Source organism: Mycobacterium sp. IS-1264 (genome assembly GCF_001954195.1).
Lineage (GTDB): Bacteria > Actinomycetota > Actinomycetes > Mycobacteriales > Mycobacteriaceae > Mycobacterium.
Genome location: NZ_MBES01000074.1, coordinates 145,531 through 164,978 on the forward strand (window position 1 = coordinate 145,531; position 19,448 = coordinate 164,978).

The window sequence follows — 19,448 nt, forward strand, 5'->3', positions numbered from 1 at the left end:
GGTGATCTTCGCTAAGGGGCACGGCACGCAAAACGATTTCGTGCTGCTGCCCGACGTCGGCGCCGAATTGGCGCTCACCCCGCCGTTGGTGGCCGCGTTGTGCGACCGGCGCCGCGGATTGGGCGCCGACGGGGTGCTGCGGATCACCACCGCCGACGCGGCGGTGGCCGCCGGGGTGCTCGAGCGCCGGCCCGACGGTGTTGGGTCGAACGACTGGTACATGGACTACCGCAACGCCGACGGATCGATCGCTCAGATGTGCGGCAACGGGGTACGGGTCTTCGCGCACTACCTGCGGGTCGGCGGCTTGGAGTCGCGCGACGAGTTCGTCGTCGGCTCGCTGGCCGGCGCGCGTCCGGTCACCCTGCATCACGCCGACGCGACCGAGGCCGACGTCACCGTCGACATGGGTAAGGCCAACCGGCTGGGCAGCGGCGGGGACGCGTTTGCGGCGGTCGTCGGCGGCAAGCGATTCACCGGGCTGGCGGTCGACGTGGGCAACCCGCACCTGGCGTGCGTGGATCCGCGGCTGAGTCCCGGCGAACTCGCCGCGCTGGACGTGGCCGCCCCGGTGCAATACGACCGCGCGCAATTCCCCGACGGCGTCAACATCGAAATCCTCACCGCGGCGGCCGGCGGGGTGACACACATGCGGGTCCACGAGCGCGGGGTGGGCGAAACCCGATCCTGCGGCACGGGGACTGTCGCCGCCGCGGTCGCCGCGCTGGCCGATGCCGGCGCGGACACCGGGACGCTGACCGTACGGGTACCGGGCGGCGACGTCACGGTCACCATCACCGACGCCACCAGCTACCTGCGCGGGCCGTCGGTGCTGGTGGCCCGCGGCGAGATCAGCGAGGAATGGTGGCGCGCACAGCAGCGTTAAATCGGGTGCGCGCAACCGATTTAGCGTGCACTATTGCTAATTGCCTATGACTCATCCCGAAACTCCCTTCCACGATCAGCCGGATCTAGAACCCAGCGCGGGCGAGCTTGCCCTCGAAGACCGATCGGCGCTGCGCCGCGTCGCCGGGTTGTCGACCGAACTGGCCGACATCTCCGAGGTCGAGTACCGCCAGCTCCGGTTGGAGCGCGTGGTGCTGGTCGGCGTGTGGACGCAGGGGAGCGCCGCCGACAACCAGGCGAGCCTGGCCGAGCTGGCCGCCCTGGCCGAGACCGCCGGCTCGCTGGTGCTCGAAGGCCTGATCCAGCGCCGCGACAAACCCGACCCGTCCACATACATCGGCTCGGGCAAGGCGCAGGAATTGCGCGAGGTCGTCCTGGCGACCGGCGCCGACACCGTCATCTGCGACGGTGAACTATCACCGGCGCAGCTGACCGCGCTGGAGAAGGCCGTCAAGGTCAAGGTCATCGACCGCACCGCGCTGATCCTCGACATCTTCGCCCAGCACGCCACCAGCCGGGAAGGCAAGGCGCAGGTGTCGCTGGCCCAGATGGAGTACATGCTCCCGCGGCTGCGCGGCTGGGGCGAGTCGATGTCTCGGCAGGCCGGTGGTCGCGCCGGCGGCAGCGGTGGCGGCGTGGGCCTGCGCGGTCCCGGTGAGACCAAGATCGAGACGGACCGGCGCCGCATCCGCGAGCGGATGTCCAAGCTGCGCCGCGAGATCAAGGCGATGAAGCAGGCGCGCGACACCCAGCGCAGCCGCCGGCTCGGCAGCGACATCCCGTCGATCGCCATCGTCGGATACACCAACGCGGGCAAGTCCAGCCTGCTCAACGCGCTGACTGGGGCCGGCGTGCTGGTGGAGGATGCGTTGTTCGCGACGCTGGAGCCCACCACCCGGCGCGCGGAGTTCGACCCCGGAACCAAATGGGCTCGGCCGTTCGTGCTGACCGACACGGTCGGGTTCGTGCGGCACCTGCCCACCCAGCTGGTCGAGGCGTTCCGCTCCACGCTCGAGGAGGTCGTCGACGCCGACCTGCTGTTGCACGTTGTCGACGGCTCGGACGTCAACCCGTTTGCCCAGATCAATGCGGTGCGGCAGGTGATTTCGGAAGTCTTTGCCGACCACGACGGCGCCGCGCCGCCGGAGCTGCTGGTGGTGAACAAGGTGGACGCCGCCAGCGATCTGATGTTGGCCAAGCTTCGCCACGGTTTGCCCGGGGCGCTGTTCGTGTCCGCGCGCACCGGCGACGGCATCGACGCCCTGCGCCGCCGGATCGCCGAACTCGCGGCTCCCACCGACACCGCCGTCGACGTCGTGATCCCCTACGACCGTGGCGACCTGGTGGCCCGCGTGCACGCCGACGGCCGGGTGCAGCAGGCCGAGCACAACTCGCAGGGCACTCGCCTGGTGGCCCGCGTTCCGGTCGCGCTGGCCGCGAGCCTGCGCGAGTTCTCGGCGAAATAAGCCTCGGCCGCGCACGGCCGCCCAGCCGCCGACCAACCGTCTGGTTGGTATATCTTGGGCGGCAGAGTCCCCGTCGCCGGAGGTCAGTTATGAGCGGTGCCGTCAAGTACCAGCGCACTCTTTTCGAGCCCGAGCACGATTTGTTCCGCGAGTCCTACCGCGCCTTCCTCGATCGCCACGTCGCGCCGTATCACGACGAATGGGAGAAGGCGAAGATCGTCGACCGCGAAGTGTGGCTCGAGGCGGGCAAACAGGGCTTTCTCGGCATGGCCGTGCCCGAGGAGTACGGCGGCGGCGGCAACCCCGACTTCCGGTACAACACGATCGTCACCGAGGAGACCACCGCCGGGCGCTACAGCGGCATCGGATTCGGCCTGCAAAACGACGTGGTGGCGCCCTACCTGCTGCGCCTGGCCACCGAGGAGCAGAAGCAGCGCTGGCTGCCTAAGTTCTGCAGCGGGGAGTTGATCACGGCGATCGCGATGACCGAGCCGGGCACCGGCAGCGACCTACAGGGCATCAAGACCCGGGCCGTCAAGCACGGCGATCACTACGTGCTCAACGGCTCAAAGACGTTCATCACCAACGGGATCAACTCGGATCTGGTGATCGTGGTGGCGCAGACGGATCCCGACATGGGCGCGCAGGGCTTTTCGCTGCTCGTCGTCGAGCGCGGCATGAAGGGCTTCGAACGCGGCCGCCACCTGGACAAGATCGGGTTGGACGCGCAGGACACCGCGGAGTTGTCGTTCACCGACGTCCACGTTCCGGCGGAAAACCTTCTCGGCGAGGAGGGCAAGGGGTTCATCTACCTCATGCAGAACCTGCCGCAGGAGCGGATCTCGATCGCGATCATGGCGGCCGCCGCGATGGAAACGGTACTGAACCACACCGTGCAATACACCAAGGAGCGCAAGGCTTTTGGCAAACCGATCGGCAGCTTCCAGAACAGTCGCTTCGTGCTCGCCGAGCTGGCGACCGAGGCCACAGTGGTGCGCGTCATGGTCGACGAGTTCATCCGGCTGCATCTCGAGGAGAAGCTGACGGCCGAGCAGGCCGCGATGGCCAAGTGGTACTCGACCGAGAAGCAGGTGCACCTGATCGACCGTTGCCTGCAGCTGCACGGCGGATACGGCTACATGCGCGAATACCCGGTCGCGCGTGCCTATCTCGATGCGCGGGTTCAGACGATCTACGGTGGCACGACCGAGATCATGAAGGAGATCATCGGCCGCGGCCTGGGTGTCTAGCCCGGGAGGCGGCCCCCTCGACGTATCGTGCGGGACGCAATCGCGTTGGCGGCCAACGAAATGTGACCGCCCGGCAAATGATCTATTTCGCGTATCGCTGTTTTGGCCGGGTAGATTCCGGACCAATTGACGGCCTCGCGTACCGTCGGCACATGCGTTTGGATGCCGGCCGGTCGCGACATGGGTGCCGTCGTGCATCATTTCGACATCGGAGCGGTATCCGTTTTTGCAAAATTCGTGATTCGGCTTCGCATTTTCTGCTCGCTGGAGCAAAGTTATGCGAGCCCGGCGATAATGCGTACCCCCGCGGGTTAGTCACTCGCGGTGGGGGTATCACCCGCTCGCAGGGTCTGCAGGATGCGGGCATGGCCACAAACCGGGGCCTATCCGTCGGCTGGGAGGCTTGGTGAACGGGCAGGGAGGTCGATTGCGCAGGCTATTCGGGCGCGCGCTGATCAGCATGGCGGCCGCCGTCGTGGCCGCGGCATTCCTGGCACCCGGAGCCTTGGCATCCCCGATCGGCGACGCCGAGGCCGCCATGATGGCGGCGTGGGAGAAGGCCGGCGGCGACGGATCACCGCTGGGCGCCCGGAAGGGCGACGTCTACCCGGCCGGTGACGGATTCGTCCTGGACTTCGACGGCGGCAAGATGTTCTACACCACCGACACCGGCGCCAAGTTCGTGTACGGGCCGATCCTGGACAAATACGAGGCGCTCGGCGGCCCGGTCAACAGCGATCTGGGATTCCCGACCATCAACGAGGTCCCCGGCCTCGCGGGACCAGACAGCCGGGTGGCGACCTTCGCCGCCAGCGACAAGCCCGTGATTTTTTGGACGGCCGTGCACGGCGCGTTCGTGGTGCGCGGCGCCATGAACGCGGCGTGGGACAAACTCGGCAGCTCCGGCGGCGTCCTCGGCGCACCGGCCGGCGATGAAACCTACGACGGCGAGGTCACTTCGCAGAAGTTCACCGGCGGTCAAATCTCCTGGAACCGCAAAACCAAGGACTTCACCACCACCCCGCCCGCATTGGCCGACCAACTCAAGGGTCTGCAGGTGGCGATCGATCCCACCGCGGCCATCAACATGGCCTGGCGTGCCGCGGGCGGCGCCTCCGGCCCGCTGGGCGCCAAGCAGGGCGGGCAATATCCCATCGGCGGTGACGGAGTCGCCCAGAATTTCGCCGGCGGCAAGGTGTTTTTCAGCCCGGCCACCGGCGCAAGCGCTATCGAGAGCGACATTCTGGCCAAGTACGAGTCGGCCGGTGGGCCCGTCGGCAGCGACCTGGGGTTCCCGATCGCCAACGAGTCCGACGGCGGTATCCCCTCCAGCCGAAGCTGCACCTTCGCCGCGGCCGACAAGCCGGTGATCTTCTGGACACGCGAGCACGGCGCATTCGTTGTCCGCGGTGCGATGAAGGCCGCGTGGGACAAGCTTCGCGGTGCCAGCGGCAAGCTGGGTGCGCCGGTCGGCGACCAAGCCGTGGACGGCGACGTGATCTCCCAGAAGTTCGCCGGCGGCAAGATCTCGTGGAACCGCGCGAAGAACACGTTCACCACCGACCCGTCCAACCTGGCGCCGTTGCTGTCCGGCCTGCAGGTGTCGGGGCAGAACCAGCCGAGCAGCGCGGCGATGCCGCCCCACTCCAAGAAGTTCGCCTGGCATTCGTGGTATCTGCTGGTCATCATTCCGGTCGCGATAGTGCTCGCGCTGCTGGCGTTTCTGCCGTTCGGGTTGCGTCGGCGCCGCGCCCGCCGGGAGGCCGCGGCGGCCGCCGCCGCCTACCAGCACGACCGCGACGCCGACCTCGGCGGGTACGACGCTGTCGCCGACGGGCATTGGGGCCACGACTACGGCGACGACTACGCCTCCGCGGACGCGCGAGAGGAAGCCCACGAGCACGCCGATGCCGCCACCGACCACTTCCTGTTCGGCGAGCCACAACCGTCCGAAGAGCCCGGCGACGAGTCCGGGTCGCGGGTCAGCTGGTCGCGCGGCGACGAGGTCGCCGCGGAATACGGCGGGGAATCGCCGCCCATGCCCGAGGAGGACGCGGACCGGTCGGGGATCGAGGAGGTAGACCCCGACGCTGTGGATACCGATTCCATACCCGTCGTGTCGGAGGACGTTCTCGCCGAATCCGACTATCCCGAGGCCGGCTACCCCGAACCCGCCTACCCCGAGCCCGCCTACCCGGAGCCCGCCTACCCGGAGCCCGCCTATCCGGAAGCCGCGTATCCGGAGGCCGCCTATCCGGAAGAGGACGAACCGGCCTATCTCGACGTCGATGAAGCCGCCGAGGCCGAAGAAGCCGAATATCCGGACGTGGCCGTTCCGCATACCCCAGCGGACGCCGCCCATCCGGACGACGCGTACTCCGCCGCGGCGCCGGAGCCGGTCGATTCGGATGTTGTCTATCCCGACGTCGCGGTCGCGCACACCGCCCCGGACGTCGCGGCACCGGGCGTCGCCGCCGCCGGGCCGAGGCCCGGGCGGCATGCCGCCGTCGACGCCGACGAGGGACCGGGCCCGGCCGGACGCCCGACCATCCACCTGCCGTTGGATGACCCGTATCAGATGCCGGACGGATATCCCATCAAGGTCAACGCCAGCTTCGGTCTGTACTACACCCCCGACAGCGTGCTCTACCAGGACACGCTCGCCGAAATCTGGATGTCCAGCGAAGAAGTCGCCCAGGCCAACGGCTTCACGAAGGCCGACTGACCCCGATCGCTAAATCTTGCGGATCACCGTGACGACCTTGCCGAGCACGGTCGCCTCGTTGCCGGGGATGGGATCGAACGCGGGGTTGTGCGGCATCAGCCACACCTGACCGCCCGCGCGCTTGAAAGTCTTGACGGTGGCCTCGCCGTCGAGCATGGCGGCGACGATGTCGCCGTTGTCTGCGACATTCTGCTGCCGCACCACCACCCAGTCACCGTCACAGATCGCGGCTTCGACCATCGAGTCGCCGACCACCTTGAGCAGGAACAGGGCGCCCTCGCCGACCAACTCGCGGGGCAGCGGGAAGACGTCCTCGACCGCCTCTTCGGCCAGGATCGGCCCGCCGGCCGCGATGCGCCCGAGCACGGGGACGAAGGTGGGTTCCGGCAGCGCGTCCGAGCCGGCGACTTCGGTGACGGGCACCGCCGCCGCCGGGACGTCGTCGACACCGCGGACATCGACGGCCCGGGGCCGGTTCGGGTCGCGGCGCAGGTACCCCTTGCGTTCCAGGGTGCGCAGCTGGTGAGCCACCGACGACGTCGACGTCAGACCGACGGCATCACCGATTTCGCGGATGCTCGGCGGGTAACCGCGGCTGGTCACCGACTCGCGGATGACCTTGAGGATGGTGCGCTGCCGCTCGGTAAGCGATGGATCCACGGAATGCAACCGGCCGGCCGCGCCGGCGGAAGTGTCGTTGCTGTCGCTCATGGCACTGAATGTAGCCCCCCGGCGACCAAGAATCAAACATGTGTTCGACTGGCGTGTCGCGACGCTGCCGACAGGGGCCCGAAGACCCTACGGCTGGTGAATCAAGACCCTAAAACGGATGAATCACACGCGTGTAACTTTCGACCCGAGCGGGTACTTCTCCTGCATGTCAGGGGTGGTGACCGACGATCGGCGACGAACTTGTCGGTGCCGGGGTCTAACGTTTCGCTCGTCCGACACGCTTCGCTCAAATGTTCGGGGTTCGAACACACGAGCGACTATAGTCGAACACACGAGCGAGGATTTAGTTGACCGGAGGAACGGACATGACAGTCATCCACACAGTCTCGCCGCGGACCTGCGGCACCCGGCGTCCGGCCAGTGGGCTGGTCGACTGTCCCCGCTACGACGGGGCACGTGTGGTGCGCTCCCGCCGTCCACGCTCGTCACGGCCGGCCGGCGCGCCCATGCGCTACCACGGCACCGGCGTCGCGATGTCGGTCGCGCCGCATCGCAAGCGTCCCGCCACGCTGCTGACGACGCTCGGGCTGGCCCTGCTCGCCGGGCTGATCACCCTGTGGCTGGGGCTGGTCGCGAACCTCGGGCAGCAGGCCAACGGCGACTCCGGCCCTACGGCTGCCGCGGTGCCCGACAGGCTGGCCGTTGTGCGGGTCGAAGCCGGGGAGTCCCTGCAGGACGTCGCGCACCGCGTGGCGCCGGACGCGCCCGCTCGCCAGGTGGCCGACCGGATCCGCGAACTCAACGACCTGAACTCGCCCACGCTGGACGCCGGCCAGACGCTGATCGCGCCGGTCGGCTGACGGCGTGGCGGTGCGGTGGGAAGGGGTCCATTGCGAAAACCGCTCTACGCCAAGGCTGCTCGGCTCCCGCGGCGGTGGACGGATCCTTCTCGCGGCGGTATTGGCCCCGGTGGGCGGCGCGCGGGTACGCTCGGAGTGTTCTGCGAGGTATCGGCACGGCGAAGGAGCGGTCATGCACTGTCCGTTCTGCCGGCATCCCGATTCCCGGGTGATCGACTCGCGGGAAACCGATGAAGGCCAGGCGATTCGGCGCCGCCGGTCCTGTCCCGAATGCGGGCGGCGGTTCACCACCGTGGAAACCGCGGTCCTGGCCGTGGTCAAACGCAGTGGCGTGACCGAGCCCTTCAGCCGCGAGAAAGTCATCAAAGGCGTCCGCCGCGCGTGCCAGGGCCGGCAAGTGGACGAGGACGCGCTGAACCTACTGGCCCAGCAGGTGGAAGACGCGGTGCGCGCCGCGGGCTCGCCCGAGGTCCCGAGCCACGAGGTCGGCCTGGCCATCCTCGGGCCGTTGCGCGACCTCGACGAGGTGGCCTACCTGCGATTCGCGTCGGTGTACCGCTCGTTCTCGTCCGCGGAGGATTTCGAGCGCGAGATCGAAGCGCTGCGGGCGCACCGCCAAGTGCCGACGGACCCGGAACCGGCCACTCGCTAGGCTGTTTTCATGCCTGCCGACTTGCATCCCGACGTCGCGGCGCTGGCGCCCCTGCTCGGTACCTGGGCCGGTCGAGGCGCCGGAGAATACCCGACAATCCAGCCCTTCGAGTACCTCGAGGAAGTCGTGTTCTCCCACGTGGGCAAACCATTTCTGGCGTATGCGCAAAAGACGAAAGCGGTGGCCGACGGCAAGCCCCTGCACGCCGAGACCGGATATCTTCGGGTGCCGCAGCCGGGTCACGTCGAGCTGGTTCTGGCGCACCCGAGTGGCATTACCGAGATCGAGGTGGGCACGTATTCGGTGACCGGCGAGCGTATCGAGGTCGAGTTGTCCACCACCGACGTCGGATTGACCCCGACCGCCAAAGAGGTGTCCGCGCTTGGTCGTTCGTTGCGCATCGACGGCGACGAGCTGTCGTACTCGGTGCGGATGGGCGCCGTCGGCCAACCACTGCAGCATCACCTCTCCGCGGTGTTGCACCGCAAGGCCTGACCACTCCGGGTGGCGCGCGGAATTCAATTCAGCTGTGTCACACCGTCATTGACGACGCGCCCGGCCACCCGAACCCAGCCCTCGGGGCTCCAGGTCGTCTCGATCATCGAGCCCTTGCCCTGCGTGATGCGCAGATCGCGGCTGAGGTGGTCGGTGATCCGTATCGCCGCGGAGCCGGTCGCTTCGTCTTCCGGCACACCCAGATTCGCGGCGAACATGCGGGCGCGCAGCGATCCGGCGGTTTGATCTATCCATGCCCACAGGTAGTGGGAGGTGTCGTCTGGATAATCGGCGGGGTCGGCGGCGAGCAGGTCGTCAATCGCATCGAATTCGTGCACGAACAATTCGGGGGCCCACTCCGAGCGTGCGCTGATGACCGTGAGCTCGTCCTGATAGCCGACCTGCACGAGGCCGGCGGGCACCCGCAGCGTGTTGATCGGCATCCCATTGTCGCGCAGCCACCACGACAGGCCGACGGTCGGATGTCCCGCGAACGGAATTTCGGTTCGCGGCGTGTAGATCGTGGCGTGCGCGGTGGGGGAGCCGGGGGTGGGCAGATCGACGAATATCGTTTCGCTGTAGCCCAATTCGGCGGCCAGCCGTTGCCGGTCACGGGTGTCGATCTGACTGGCATCGACCACGCCGAGGGGATTGCCGAAGTTGCGGTCCGGATCGGTGAACACCCGCAGCACCGTGACGTCGATACCCATGGCCCGACTGTACGACCCCGGGCAATGCCGCGATTGTCAGGTGGCGCTGCGTTCGTCGGAGCCCATGGCGTTGAGGACCGCGACGCGGGTGTCGGCCGGGCCGGAGACGGTCTGCGCGCCGCTGCCCGTGCGGAGCAACTGGCGAAGCGCAGCCTGGTCGTATTGGGCGGGCTCGGTGGTGTCGATGAAGCGCTGGACGACGTCGATGAAGCGGGCCGGGTCGTCGTGGAAGGGGAAATGGCCGGAGCGTTGGAAGATCTCCAGCCGGGAGCCGGGCATCGCGGCGTGTGCCATGTGGGCATGGCGGACGGGGACCACGACGTCGCGGCTGCCCCAGATGATCTGCACGGGGATGGCCTCGGTCAAATAACATCGGTCCAGCATGGTGACGATCTGCCCACGCCAATCCACGACGGCCCGCAGGGTGCGGCTGAACGCCGCCGACGCCGTCGGTTCGGGTAGATCGTCCAGTATCCGCAGCACGTTGGGCAGGTCGCGGCCCAGGTCGGTCGACCCGATCGCCAGGCCCGCCAGGCGCCCCGCCAGCTGAACCGTCGGCAGCACCAGGGGCAGCCGCAGCAGGGCCAGGGCCTCGCTGCCCATCGGCAACGAGGCGAGCCGGAAGACGACGTTGACATCCTTGGTGACGCCGCCGGCGCCGACCAAAATCAGCCGATCGACCAGATGTGGGAATTGGTAGGCGAATTGCATCGCCACTCCGCCGCCCAGCGAATGACCCACGATGGTGACTCGCTCGATGTCGAGGACGGACAGCAGGTCGCGCATCCCGTTGGCGTAAGCGGCGACCGAATAGTCGGCGCGCGGCTTGTCGGACTGCCCGTGGCCCAGCAGATCCGGGGCGATCACGGTGAAACGCTGGGCGAGCTTGGCCTGCACCGTATTCCAGGTGGTGGAGTTGTCGCCGATGCCGTGAATCAGCAGCAGGGCCGGGCCCGAGCCGGCGATCCGGAACGCCCGCTTGTAGCCATGGATGGTTCGGAACTGCAGGGTTGGCGCGGTCACTTCCCGCACCGGGCGAAGATTGCTCTTTCGCTTCCGCTCAGTCATCCGCCCACCTCGTCGTCGGGCCAGTTCTGAGCGGTTAGCCCGAGTCGTCGTCGTCGGACTTCTTCTCGGCCTGCTGGGCCAGGAAGCGCTCAAACTCTGCGCCAATCTCGTCGCCGCTAGGCAGGTCCTCGTCGCGAGTCAGTAACGACCTGTTTGCCTGAGCGTCGATGAAGGCATCGTACTGGCGCTCGAGCGCGGCCACCACTTGGGCGACCTCCGCGCTGGCCTGCACCTGCTCGTCGATTTTGGCCCGGATTTCCGCGGCCGCTTCGGTCAGCTCCGACAGCGGCAGGTCCAGCGACCCGGACTTCGCCACCTGCTCGAGCAGCGCCTGGGCGGCCGCGGGGTAGTCGGTCTGCGTCAGGTAGTGCGGCACGTGCACCGTGAACCCGACGACCTCGTGGCCGTGCTGGGCCATCCGGTATTCGAGCAAGTTGGACGCGCTTCCCGGGACCTGGATCTCCGAGATCCACGGCTGGAAGTCGGCGATCAGTTCCTTGTCGTTGGAGTGCGCGGTCAGCGTGATCGGCCGCGTGTGCGGGACTGCCATCGGGACTGTGCCCAGGCCGATCGTGCGGCGCACGCCCAGCCGCTCGGCCAGCAGGCGCACCGCGGTGACGAAACGCTCCCACTTCAGATCCGGCTCCATGCCGGCCAGCAACAGGAACGGGGTGCCGACGCTGTCCCGTAAGGCGTACAAGCTCAACTCTGGATCGTCGTAATTGGTGAAGTGGTCGGTCTTGAAGGTCATCAGCGGCCGCCGGGAGCGGTAGTCCAGCAGTTCGTCGATCGCGAAAGACGCGACCAGCTCGGTGTCCAGGGCGTCCTTCAGGTGCGCGGCGGCCAGGCGTATCGCGTGACCGGCGTCGGAGAACCCTTCCAGCGCGTGCACCAGCACCGGGCCGCGGCCGTCGGACGTCGACAGCTGGGGCGCCGGGAACTCGAGTTCGTACATGCCGGGCTGCCCTGGCTGATAGAGCCCGTCGTCCCGGTTTTGATCGTGGGCCATCGGGGTTGCCTCCTTTCGGGGGTTTCTCCAGGGTGCCCTAAACCATTGTCCCCCAAATCGATGGGCACCGAATACTGCAACGCACGGGTGCCGGACCTTAATCTGCGCGGCGCCGTGCGGCCGCGTCGAGCAGGCAAAACTATCAACACACCGTGTCCGCGTTGATTGTGCTTGCGAGCGCGTGGTCAGGCATGATTGCACTCAAATGCGCGTGCCGAGGGTGTTGCTATGTGCGGTGATCGGGGTGGCGGCGTTGCTGACGTCGTGCGACCGGCCCGCCGAGCATGCGCGCCCCACCATCACCGTCCCCGTGGCCACCGGCCCGTTGGTGCAGCGGATGAGCCAGCCCCAGCAGAAGGCGGTCGCCGGCCCGGTGGATCCGGACCGGCGCGTGGGCGCGATCTTCATCGACAACGGGCCGCTGCACGTCTGCACGGGTTCCGTCGTGCACTCGACGGGCGGGAACCTGATGATCACGGCGGCGCACTGTTTGGCCGGCGCCGCCAAGATCACTTTCGCGCCCGGCCTCGTCGGCGATGCCCAGCCCGCCGCGGTGTGGAAGGCCGACGCCGTCTACCTGGACCCACGCTGGACGGCCGGCAAGGATCCGCACGCCGATTACGCGATCGCGCGCGTCAGCAACGACGCGGGCACCACGGTCGAATCACATGTCGGTTTGGCGCTGACGCTGGGCACCGCGCCGCCGCCCGGCAGCCACGTCACGGTGATGGGCTATCCGGCCGGGGTCGGCGGCTCGCCGATCGGCTGTCAGACCAGCACGTCGGTCAACGACGCCGGGTTCCCCTCGGTGGTATGCGAAGGCCTGGTCGACGGCACCAGCGGCGCGCCGTGGGTCAGCGGCACCACCCTCACCGGGCTGATCGGTGGCTTCGAGCGCGGTGGGTGCGCCGCGAACGTGTCGTACTCGGCCCCGTTCGACGCCCAAACCGCGCAGCTGCTGGCCCGCGCCGAAGCCGGCGGGCCCGGCGATCCCGTGCCGAACGACCTCGACGACAGCTGCTGAACTAGCGGCGGAACTGGGATAGCGCGCGCATCTTGTTCGTCACGTCGAGCGCGGCCACCTTGTAGGCCTCCGAGAATGTCGGGTAGTTGAACACCGCGTCGACCAGGTAGTCGACGGTGCCGCCGCATCCCATCACCGCTTGCCCGATGTGCACCATCTCGGTGGCACTCGTGCCGAAGATGTGGACCCCCAACAGTTTTCGGTCCTCGGTCGACACCAGCAGCTTGAGCATGCCGTAGGAGTCCCCGGCGATCTGGCCGCGGGCCAGCTCCTTGTAGCGGGCGACGCCGACCTCGTAGGGCACCGCGTCCTTGGTCAGTTCCACCTCGGTCGCCCCGACGTAGGAGATCTCGGGAATCGAATAAATCCCGATCGGCTGCAGGTCGGTGATGCCGTCGCAGGCTTCGCCGAACGCGTGGTAGGCGGCCAGTCGTCCCTGCTCCATCGAGGTCGCGGCCAGCGCGGGGAAACCGATGACATCGCCTACGGCGTAGATGTGTTCGACCTTGGTCTTGAACTTGTCGTCGACCCAGATCCGCCCGCGGCCCTCCACCTCCAGGCCGGCGTTGTGCAGATCGAGGTGGTCGGTCTGGCCCTGGCGTCCCGCCGAGTACATCACCGTCTCGGCGGGAATCTGCTTGCCGCTGGCCAGCGTCGTGACGGTGCCGGCAGAGCCGACGTCGACGGCGGTCACTTCCTCGCCGAAGCGGAACGTCACCGCGAGGTCGCGCAGGTGGAACTTCAGCGCCTCGACCACCTCGGGGTCGCAGAAATCCAGCATGTCGTCGCGCTTTTCCACGACGGTGACCTTGGTGCCCAGCGCGGCGAACATCGAGGCGTACTCGATGCCGATCACGCCGGCGCCGACGACGACCATCGAGGCGGGCAGGGATTTGAGGTCGAGGATCCCGTCGGAGTCGAGCACCCGTTCCTCGTCGAACTCGACGCCGGACGGTCGTGCGGGCCGGGTTCCGGTGGCGATGACGATGAATTCCCCACTGACGGTGGTCATTTCCCGGCGGCCGGGATCTTCGACGACGATGGTGTGCGGGTCGATGAACCGGCCGTGGCCGAGCAGCAAGTCGATTCGGTTGCGCATCAACTGGTTGCGCACCACGTCGACTTCCTTGCCGATCACGTGCTGGGTCCGCGCCAGCAGGTCGGCCGGCGTGATCCGGTCCTTCACGCGGTAGCTCGCGCCGTACAGCTCGCGCTGATTCATCCCGGTGAGGTAAAGGACGGCTTCGCGCAACGTCTTTGACGGGATCGTCCCGGTGTTGACGCAGACACCGCCGAGCATGCGCCCGCGTTCGATGATCGCCACGGATTTCCCGAGTTTGGCCGAGGCGATGGCGGCCTTCTGGCCGCCCGGTCCCGAACCGATGACGACGATGTCGTACTCCTGCATCGAACCCATGGGATAGACGATAAGGCCCACAGTCGCGACTTTCTCCACAGACGGCCGGCCCGATCATCGGGCGCGAGCACGGCCTGACGGTGGCGGCCGTCAGCGTGGGGCCCATGACGACGCATCGAGCAGACTTCGACCTCAACCATCCCGGCGCGCTGATCGCCGCGCTACCAGCCGTTCTCGGCTTCGTTCCGGAGAATTCACTGGTCCTGGTGTCGGTGGGCGACGGCGAACTGGGTTCGGTGCTACGGGTCGACCTCGGCCCGGAACTCGTCGACCGGGTGGGGCATCTCGCCGAGGTCGCCGCCGCGGCCGGGCCCGAGGCCGCCATCGCCGTGATCGTCGACGCCGAGGGCGCGGACTGCCCGGGGTGCAACGAGGAACACCGGCAGCTGAGCACCGCGCTCACCGAGGCGCTGGCACGACACGACATCGAGCTGTGGGCGGTGCACGTGGTGGATCGGGTGGCCGCGGACGGGCGCTGGCACTGTGTGGACGGCTGCGGTGCGGGCGGTGCGGTCGACGACCCATCGGCATCGCCGTTGGCGGCCGCGGCGGTGCTCGACGGCCGGCGGCTCTATCGCCGCCGCGCCGACCTGCAGGCCGTCGTCGCGCCCGACGAGCGGGCGCAGCGTCCCGAGTTGGCGGTCGCGGTGACCGAGCGTGCGGCCGCGCGCGAGGCCACGCCAGGCGCGGACCCCGCGGGCCGCTGCCGCCGCGACCTGCGCAGCGTGATGGCCGCCGCCGCCCGGGTCGCCGGCGGCCAAACGCTGTCCGACGCCGAGGTGGCGGACTTGGGCTGCGCGCTGAGCGACCCGCAGGTCCGCGACATCCTGTATGCCCTTGCGGTCGGCCAGAAGGCCGGCGACGCCGAATCGCTGTGGGCCGCTCTGGCGCGCGCCCTGCCGCTGCCGTGGCGCGTCGAGGCGCTGGTGTTGCTCGCGTTCAGTGCCTACGCACGCGGCGACGGGCCGCTCGCCGGCGTGTCGCTGGATGCCGCGCTGCGGTGCGCGCCGGAGCATCGGATGGCGGGCATGCTGGACACCGCGCTGCAGTCCGGTCTGCGGCCCGAGCAGATCCGCGAGCTGGCGGTCACCGGATATCGCCTGGCCAAGCGGCTCGGCGTGCGGCTGCCGCCGCGGCGCGCATTCCGCCGGCGCGCGGGCTAGCCGCTGCGTGGATCGGGCTGTGGCTCAGACCTTTTCGACCTTGACGGCGTGGGCCATCTCGTGGGGCAGGGTGACGTTTTCGTGGCCCGGTATCAGGATGGTCACCCCGCCGCCGGCGGGGCTGGTCTCGACGGTCACCCGGGCGTTGGGCACCACGCCGGCATCCTTGAGCCGCGTGATCAGGTCGATGTCGCCCTGGACATGCTCGGTGAGCTGGCGGACGACCACCGCCACCGGCGACCCGGCGGGCAACTCGGTCAACCGGACCAGGTCGGCGTCCTCGGCCCGGGAATCCGGGCCCACGCCCAGGTCCAAGAGACCGGGAATCGGGTTGCCGAACGGCGAGGTGGTCGGGTGGTTGAGCACCTTGACCAGTCGCCGTTCGACGTCCTCGCTCATGACGTGTTCCCACCGGCACGCCTCGGCGTGCACCTCTTCCCACGGCAAACCGATGACGTCGACGAGCAGCCGCTCGGCGAGGCGGTGCTTGCGCATCACGGAGATGGCCAACGCCCGGCCCTTGTCGGTGAGCTCCAGGTGGCGGTCGCCGGCCACGTGAAGCAATCCGTCGCGCTCCATGCGGGAGACGGTCTGGCTGACGGTCGGCCCACTCTGATCGAGCCGTTCGGCGATCCGGGCGCGCAGCGGCGTCACGCCCTCTTCCTCGAGATCGTAGATTGTGCGCAGATACATCTCGGTGGTATCGACCAGCTCGTTCATTCAGCACCCTCCGTTGACGCTGAGTCTACTTGGCCAGCTGCGCGAATGGGTTTAACACGTCCTAGGCAAGCAGTATGCCCGCCGCTGATGCGGCGGGCATACTGTCTGCTACCTGGTTCTGGGTTAGCGGTGCTAGCTCGCGTACGACCGTAGCCGATCGGCGCGCTCGCCGTTGCGCAGTTTCGCCATCACGTCCCGCTCGATCTGACGCACCCGCTCGCGGGACAAACCGAACAGTTTGCCGATCTGGTCCAGGGTCCGCGGTTGGCCGTCGTCGAGGCCGAAACGCAACCGGATCACCTGGTGCTCGCGCTCGTCGAGCGTCGCCAGCACGCTGCGGATGTCGGTGTGCAACAGCTCGGCGATCACCGCGTTCTCGGCGGACATCGCCTCGGCGTCCTCGATGAAATCACCCAGCGGGGCTTCTTCTTCGGAGCCCACGGGCATGTCCAGGCTCACCGGGTCGCGGCTGTGCTCGAGCAGGTCGTTGATCTTTTCGACCGGAATGCCGGATTCCGCGGCCAACTCTTCGTCGGTGGCTTCGCGCCCCAGGTTCTGGTGCATCTCCCGCTTGATCCGCGCCAGCTTGTTGACCTGCTCGACCAGGTGAACCGGCAGCCGAATGGTGCGGCTCTGGTCGGCCATGCCGCGGGTGATGGCCTGGCGGATCCACCACGTGGCGTACGTCGAGAACTTGAATCCCTTTGTGTAGTCGAACTTCTCCATTGCGCGGATCAAGCCCAGGTTCCCTTCCTGAATGAGATCCAGCAGCGGCATGCCCCTGCCCGTGTAACGCTTGGCGAGCGAAACCACCAGACGCAGATTCGCTTCCAGCAGGTGACGGCGCGCAGCCTCGCCGTCGCGTGCGACGGCCGCCAGGTCGCGTTTGCGGTTCTCGCCGAGGCGCTTACGCGTTTGCAGCAGATGCTCGGCATAAAGCCCAGCCTCGATGCGCTTGGCTAGTTCAACCTCGCCGGCGGCGTTGAGCAAGGCGGTCTTACCAATACCGTTCAGATAAACGCGCACTAGATCCGCTGCGGGGCTTTGGGCATCTAGATCGCCGTCAATCCTGGTAGTGGTGGCGTTCGCCATAGCGACCTCCCGATTGGCTTGTACTGTCACGTCGTTAAACGACAGACCCGCCATTGGAGTTCCCGCCGATCCGAATCTCACACGCTTTGACGTGCAGGAATGTGGCCCAGACCTGAGAATGTCCTGAGAAGTCCGTTCCGATGGTCCGGAACCTAAGCCGAACCTGTGTCGCCGCCCGGCCCCTGGTGGTCCAGCGGGTGTCGGCGGGCCTCGAGCGCGGGCCGCTCGGCCGTCGGGAACAACGGGGTGCGCCGCCGCTCGTTGGCGAACCGCCGGGGCTCGTTGGCGCGTCGCGGCGGGCGGTCGTTGGCGATCAGCACGGCCATCCACGGCAACGGCACCGACGCCGCGACGATCAGCAGCGAGATCAGGCCGTTGTGCCAGGCGCCGTAGGCCAGCGCGGCGAAGATGAGCGCAGGGACCCGGAACGCCATCAGCGTCAGGTATTTACGTACTCGCGCGCGGTGCTGCTCTTCGTACGAGGGTTCGGCGGCGGTAATGAGCACCGGCCGGCCCTTGTGGCCGTCGAAGTCATCGAACCTGTCGTCGTCGAACCCCGGATCGGAGCCGCGCTTCATTCCTCCACTGTCCCACACGCGATCGATTCCGGCGTGGCCGGTTTTTCGGCCGGCAGTGCACAATGAGGGGTATGCAGACCCAGACGATCGAACGCACCGAGACCGACGAACGCGTCGACGACGGGACCGGCAGCGATACCCCCAAATACTTCCATTACGTCAAGAAGGACAAGATCGCCGAGAGCGCGGTCATGGGCAACCACGTGGTGGCCTTGTGCGGTGAGGTGTTTCCCGTCACGCGGGCAGCCAAGCCGGGCTCACCGGTCTGCCCGGACTGCAAGCAGATCTACGACAAGCTCAAGAAGGGCTGATCAGGCCGGCGGTTCGGCCGCGGCGGAGCCGTGCTGCGGTGAAGAATCGGTGGAATCCTTGACGGACCGCGTCCGCGCCAGCAACCAGTTGCGCAGCCGGTGGGCGTGCGTCGCCGGCGCCGGAAACTCCTCCTGAATCGCGGCGTTGAGTTCGGCGCCCAGCATGATGGCGAAGCCGCCGAAGAACGCGAACAGCAGGAACGCGATCGGGGTGGACAGCGCGCCGTATGTGTAGCCGGTGCTGGTGATCCACGTCAGGTAGAACCGCAGGCCCAGGGTGGCGGTCACGAAGAACGCCGTCGCCAGCACGGCCCCGAACACCAGCCGGTGCGTTGGCAGCGGAACCGGAAGCGATACCCGATACAGGAGCACGACCCCGACCACCAGGCCGAGAATCAGCGCGGGGTAGTAGCCGTAGCGCAGCACGTTGGCCAAGGAGAACGGGATGTGCTCGCTCACCTTGCGCGGCCCTATCACCATGACCGGCGCGGCAACTACCGCGAACACCAGCATCACGACGTAGAGAAACAGCGCGAAGAACCGCTGCCGCACCGGGTGCCGCAGTGGGGTCTGGTCGTGGGCCTCCACGACGGCGTCGACGTAGGACGAAATCGCCGACGACCCCGCCCACAGCGAGATCACGAAACCCAGCGACACCACCTCGCCTCGCGCATTGGCGGTGATGTCGCGGATCGTGGGCACGATGATTTCGTTGACCACACTCGACGAGAAAAAGCTGTGCGTCGTGGAGATGATGCTTTTTTCGATCGAGGGCAAGGTGTCCCGGCCGAACAGCGGCGCTACGTAGGCCAAGCTGCCCAGCATCCCCAACAGCAGCGGCGGCAGCGAGAGCGCGGACCAAAAGCCGGCCTGTGCCGACTCCGAAAAGATCGAGTCGTCCCAGCTCTTGGATAGTGTCCGAAGACTGATTCGCCAGATGTGGTGGCGGGACGGCCTTGCGATCTGATCGCTCATAGGAGTCCAGCATTACCGATCACCGCGCCCGCCCTCCACATTGCGGGTGGGTGAGTTGGGCGGGTGGGTGAGTTGGGCAGACCTAGTTGCCGCTGACCTCCAGCACGGCCGACAGCTCGGTGAGCTTGGCCTCGTGCTCGTTGGCGTGGTGCTGGCAGAAGAGAAGCTCAGCTCCGGAAGGCAGCTTGGCGCGTACCCGAGCGGCGGCACCGCAGCGGTCGCAGCGGTCTGCTCTAGTCAGCTCGGGACTGGTCAAAGTTGCATTCATGGCTTCTCCCGTTCCTTCGTACATTCACTGTCTCAGACGTTCGGGGTTTTCGCGTTGTTCCCCGATCGTTATCGGGTGTGTCGTTTC

The 19,448-nt window shown here is 67.6% G+C and carries 20 protein-coding genes; 10 read left to right on the forward strand and 10 right to left on the reverse strand.

Annotation, left to right across the window (positions count from 1 at the left end):
* Position 1: 1 nt before the first annotated feature.
* From dapF to A5744_RS19205, 4 genes are all read left to right on the forward strand, one after another.
* A complete protein-coding gene (gene dapF / locus A5744_RS19190) occupies positions 2-886 on the forward strand; it encodes a diaminopimelate epimerase (RefSeq protein WP_076063710.1) in 885 nt (294 codons plus the stop codon).
* A gap of 46 nt (positions 887-932) precedes the next feature.
* Positions 933-2,372: a GTPase HflX gene (gene hflX / locus A5744_RS19195; protein WP_076063712.1), complete on the forward strand. Its 1,440-nt coding sequence runs from the start codon at positions 933-935 to the stop codon at positions 2,370-2,372.
* A gap of 89 nt (positions 2,373-2,461) precedes the next feature.
* Positions 2,462-3,622 carry an acyl-CoA dehydrogenase family protein gene (locus tag A5744_RS19200; protein WP_076063713.1) on the forward strand — a complete coding sequence of 387 codons (1,161 nt, stop codon included), beginning with the start codon at positions 2,462-2,464 and terminating at the stop codon, positions 3,620-3,622.
* 427 nt (positions 3,623-4,049) lie between these two features.
* On the forward strand, positions 4,050-6,347 hold the full coding sequence (locus A5744_RS19205; protein ID WP_076063715.1) for a hypothetical protein: 2,298 nt from the start codon (positions 4,050-4,052) through the stop codon (positions 6,345-6,347).
* Between the two features lie 9 nt (positions 6,348-6,356).
* Here the strand turns inward: A5744_RS19205 and lexA are convergent, their stop codons facing one another.
* Positions 6,357-7,058, reverse strand: coding sequence for a transcriptional repressor LexA (gene lexA, locus A5744_RS19210; RefSeq protein ID WP_076063717.1), 702 nt, complete (start codon positions 7,056-7,058; stop codon positions 6,357-6,359).
* A 326-nt stretch (positions 7,059-7,384) separates the two neighbouring features.
* Between lexA and A5744_RS19215 the strand changes: the two genes are divergently transcribed.
* The 3 genes from A5744_RS19215 to A5744_RS19225 all read left to right on the forward strand — a co-directional run bounded on the left by A5744_RS19215 (position 7,385) and on the right by A5744_RS19225 (position 9,026).
* Complete coding sequence (locus A5744_RS19215) at positions 7,385-7,879, forward strand: LysM peptidoglycan-binding domain-containing protein (protein WP_076063719.1); 495 nt, start codon at positions 7,385-7,387, stop codon at positions 7,877-7,879.
* A 172-nt stretch (positions 7,880-8,051) separates the two neighbouring features.
* The gene (nrdR, locus tag A5744_RS19220; protein ID WP_076063721.1) at positions 8,052-8,531 is read left to right on the forward strand and encodes a transcriptional regulator NrdR; all 480 of its coding nucleotides are present in this window, start codon (positions 8,052-8,054) and stop codon (positions 8,529-8,531) included.
* Positions 8,532-8,540: 9 nt separating this feature from the next.
* A complete protein-coding gene (locus A5744_RS19225; RefSeq protein ID WP_076063723.1) occupies positions 8,541-9,026 on the forward strand; it encodes a peroxynitrite isomerase in 486 nt (161 codons plus the stop codon).
* A gap of 23 nt (positions 9,027-9,049) precedes the next feature.
* Here A5744_RS19225 and A5744_RS19230 read toward each other — a convergent pair whose 3' ends face one another.
* Genes A5744_RS19230 through A5744_RS19240 form a run of 3 tightly spaced genes read right to left on the reverse strand, consistent with a single transcriptional unit; the run spans position 9,050 to position 11,813 of the window.
* The gene (locus tag A5744_RS19230) at positions 9,050-9,736 is read right to left on the reverse strand and encodes a PhzF family phenazine biosynthesis protein (RefSeq protein ID WP_076063725.1); all 687 of its coding nucleotides are present in this window, start codon (positions 9,734-9,736) and stop codon (positions 9,050-9,052) included.
* A 36-nt stretch (positions 9,737-9,772) separates the two neighbouring features.
* Positions 9,773-10,804, reverse strand: a complete 1,032-nt coding sequence (locus tag A5744_RS19235) for an alpha/beta hydrolase (RefSeq protein ID WP_076063727.1) — start codon at positions 10,802-10,804, stop codon at positions 9,773-9,775.
* 34 nt (positions 10,805-10,838) lie between these two features.
* A complete protein-coding gene (locus A5744_RS19240) occupies positions 10,839-11,813 on the reverse strand; it encodes a PAC2 family protein (protein ID WP_076063728.1) in 975 nt (324 codons plus the stop codon).
* Between the two features lie 205 nt (positions 11,814-12,018).
* On the opposite strand from A5744_RS19240, the gene A5744_RS19245 reads away from it, so the two are divergent.
* Positions 12,019-12,837 (forward strand): trypsin-like peptidase domain-containing protein, encoded by an 819-nt coding sequence (locus tag A5744_RS19245; protein ID WP_076063730.1) that lies wholly within the window; start codon positions 12,019-12,021, stop codon positions 12,835-12,837.
* A gap of 1 nt (position 12,838) precedes the next feature.
* Here the strand turns inward: A5744_RS19245 and sthA are convergent, their stop codons facing one another.
* Entirely contained in the window at positions 12,839-14,245 is a 1,407-nt protein-coding gene (gene sthA, locus A5744_RS19250) for a Si-specific NAD(P)(+) transhydrogenase (RefSeq protein ID WP_139331425.1), read from the reverse strand.
* 113 nt (positions 14,246-14,358) lie between these two features.
* On the opposite strand from sthA, the gene A5744_RS19255 reads away from it, so the two are divergent.
* The gene (locus A5744_RS19255; RefSeq protein WP_076063934.1) at positions 14,359-15,417 is read left to right on the forward strand and encodes a DUF4192 domain-containing protein; all 1,059 of its coding nucleotides are present in this window, start codon (positions 14,359-14,361) and stop codon (positions 15,415-15,417) included.
* 24 nt (positions 15,418-15,441) lie between these two features.
* On the opposite strand, the gene A5744_RS19260 is transcribed toward A5744_RS19255, so the two are convergent.
* The 3 genes from A5744_RS19260 to A5744_RS19270 form a co-directional block, all read right to left on the reverse strand.
* On the reverse strand, positions 15,442-16,137 hold the full coding sequence (locus A5744_RS19260) for a metal-dependent transcriptional regulator (RefSeq protein WP_076063733.1): 696 nt from the start codon (positions 16,135-16,137) through the stop codon (positions 15,442-15,444).
* A 132-nt stretch (positions 16,138-16,269) separates the two neighbouring features.
* Complete coding sequence (gene sigB, locus A5744_RS19265; RefSeq protein ID WP_276206970.1) at positions 16,270-17,259, reverse strand: sigma-70 family RNA polymerase sigma factor SigB; 990 nt, start codon at positions 17,257-17,259, stop codon at positions 16,270-16,272.
* 122 nt (positions 17,260-17,381) lie between these two features.
* A complete protein-coding gene (locus tag A5744_RS19270; protein ID WP_139329515.1) occupies positions 17,382-17,825 on the reverse strand; it encodes a DUF3099 domain-containing protein in 444 nt (147 codons plus the stop codon).
* Between the two features lie 53 nt (positions 17,826-17,878).
* On the opposite strand from A5744_RS19270, the gene A5744_RS19275 reads away from it, so the two are divergent.
* Positions 17,879-18,118: a DUF3039 domain-containing protein gene (locus tag A5744_RS19275; protein WP_076063738.1), complete on the forward strand. Its 240-nt coding sequence runs from the start codon at positions 17,879-17,881 to the stop codon at positions 18,116-18,118.
* Here the strand turns inward: A5744_RS19275 and A5744_RS19280 are convergent, their stop codons facing one another.
* Positions 18,119-19,093 carry a YihY/virulence factor BrkB family protein gene (locus A5744_RS19280; protein ID WP_076063740.1) on the reverse strand — a complete coding sequence of 325 codons (975 nt, stop codon included), beginning with the start codon at positions 19,091-19,093 and terminating at the stop codon, positions 18,119-18,121. It abuts the gene before it with no gap.
* An 82-nt stretch (positions 19,094-19,175) separates the two neighbouring features.
* Positions 19,176-19,361 (reverse strand): hypothetical protein, encoded by a 186-nt coding sequence (locus tag A5744_RS19285; protein WP_076063742.1) that lies wholly within the window; start codon positions 19,359-19,361, stop codon positions 19,176-19,178.
* Positions 19,362-19,448 lie beyond the last annotated feature (87 nt).

Bases quoted from the DNA above. Each gene is read 5' to 3' on its own strand.
- A5744_RS19260 (WP_076063733.1), bottom strand. From the start codon at position 16,137: ATGAACGAGCTGGTCGATACCACCGAGATGTATCTGCGCACAATCTAC.
- A5744_RS19240 (WP_076063728.1), bottom strand. From the start codon at position 11,813: ATGGCCCACGATCAAAACCGGGACGACGGGCTCTATCAGCCAGGGCAG.
- A5744_RS19275 (WP_076063738.1), top strand. From the start codon at position 17,879: ATGCAGACCCAGACGATCGAACGCACCGAGACCGACGAACGCGTCGAC.
- A5744_RS19280 (WP_076063740.1), bottom strand. From the start codon at position 19,093: ATGAGCGATCAGATCGCAAGGCCGTCCCGCCACCACATCTGGCGAATC.
- sthA (WP_139331425.1), bottom strand. From the start codon at position 14,245: ATGCAGGAGTACGACATCGTCGTCATCGGTTCGGGACCGGGCGGCCAG.
- hflX (WP_076063712.1), top strand. From the start codon at position 933: ATGACTCATCCCGAAACTCCCTTCCACGATCAGCCGGATCTAGAACCC.
- A5744_RS19230 (WP_076063725.1), bottom strand. From the start codon at position 9,736: ATGGGTATCGACGTCACGGTGCTGCGGGTGTTCACCGATCCGGACCGC.
- A5744_RS19245 (WP_076063730.1), top strand. From the start codon at position 12,019: ATGCGCGTGCCGAGGGTGTTGCTATGTGCGGTGATCGGGGTGGCGGCG.
- lexA (WP_076063717.1), bottom strand. From the start codon at position 7,058: ATGAGCGACAGCAACGACACTTCCGCCGGCGCGGCCGGCCGGTTGCAT.
- A5744_RS19225 (WP_076063723.1), top strand. From the start codon at position 8,541: ATGCCTGCCGACTTGCATCCCGACGTCGCGGCGCTGGCGCCCCTGCTC.
- A5744_RS19235 (WP_076063727.1), bottom strand. From the start codon at position 10,804: ATGACTGAGCGGAAGCGAAAGAGCAATCTTCGCCCGGTGCGGGAAGTG.
- nrdR (WP_076063721.1), top strand. From the start codon at position 8,052: ATGCACTGTCCGTTCTGCCGGCATCCCGATTCCCGGGTGATCGACTCG.
- A5744_RS19215 (WP_076063719.1), top strand. From the start codon at position 7,385: ATGACAGTCATCCACACAGTCTCGCCGCGGACCTGCGGCACCCGGCGT.
- A5744_RS19255 (WP_076063934.1), top strand. From the start codon at position 14,359: ATGACGACGCATCGAGCAGACTTCGACCTCAACCATCCCGGCGCGCTG.
- A5744_RS19200 (WP_076063713.1), top strand. From the start codon at position 2,462: ATGAGCGGTGCCGTCAAGTACCAGCGCACTCTTTTCGAGCCCGAGCAC.
- A5744_RS19285 (WP_076063742.1), bottom strand. From the start codon at position 19,361: ATGAATGCAACTTTGACCAGTCCCGAGCTGACTAGAGCAGACCGCTGC.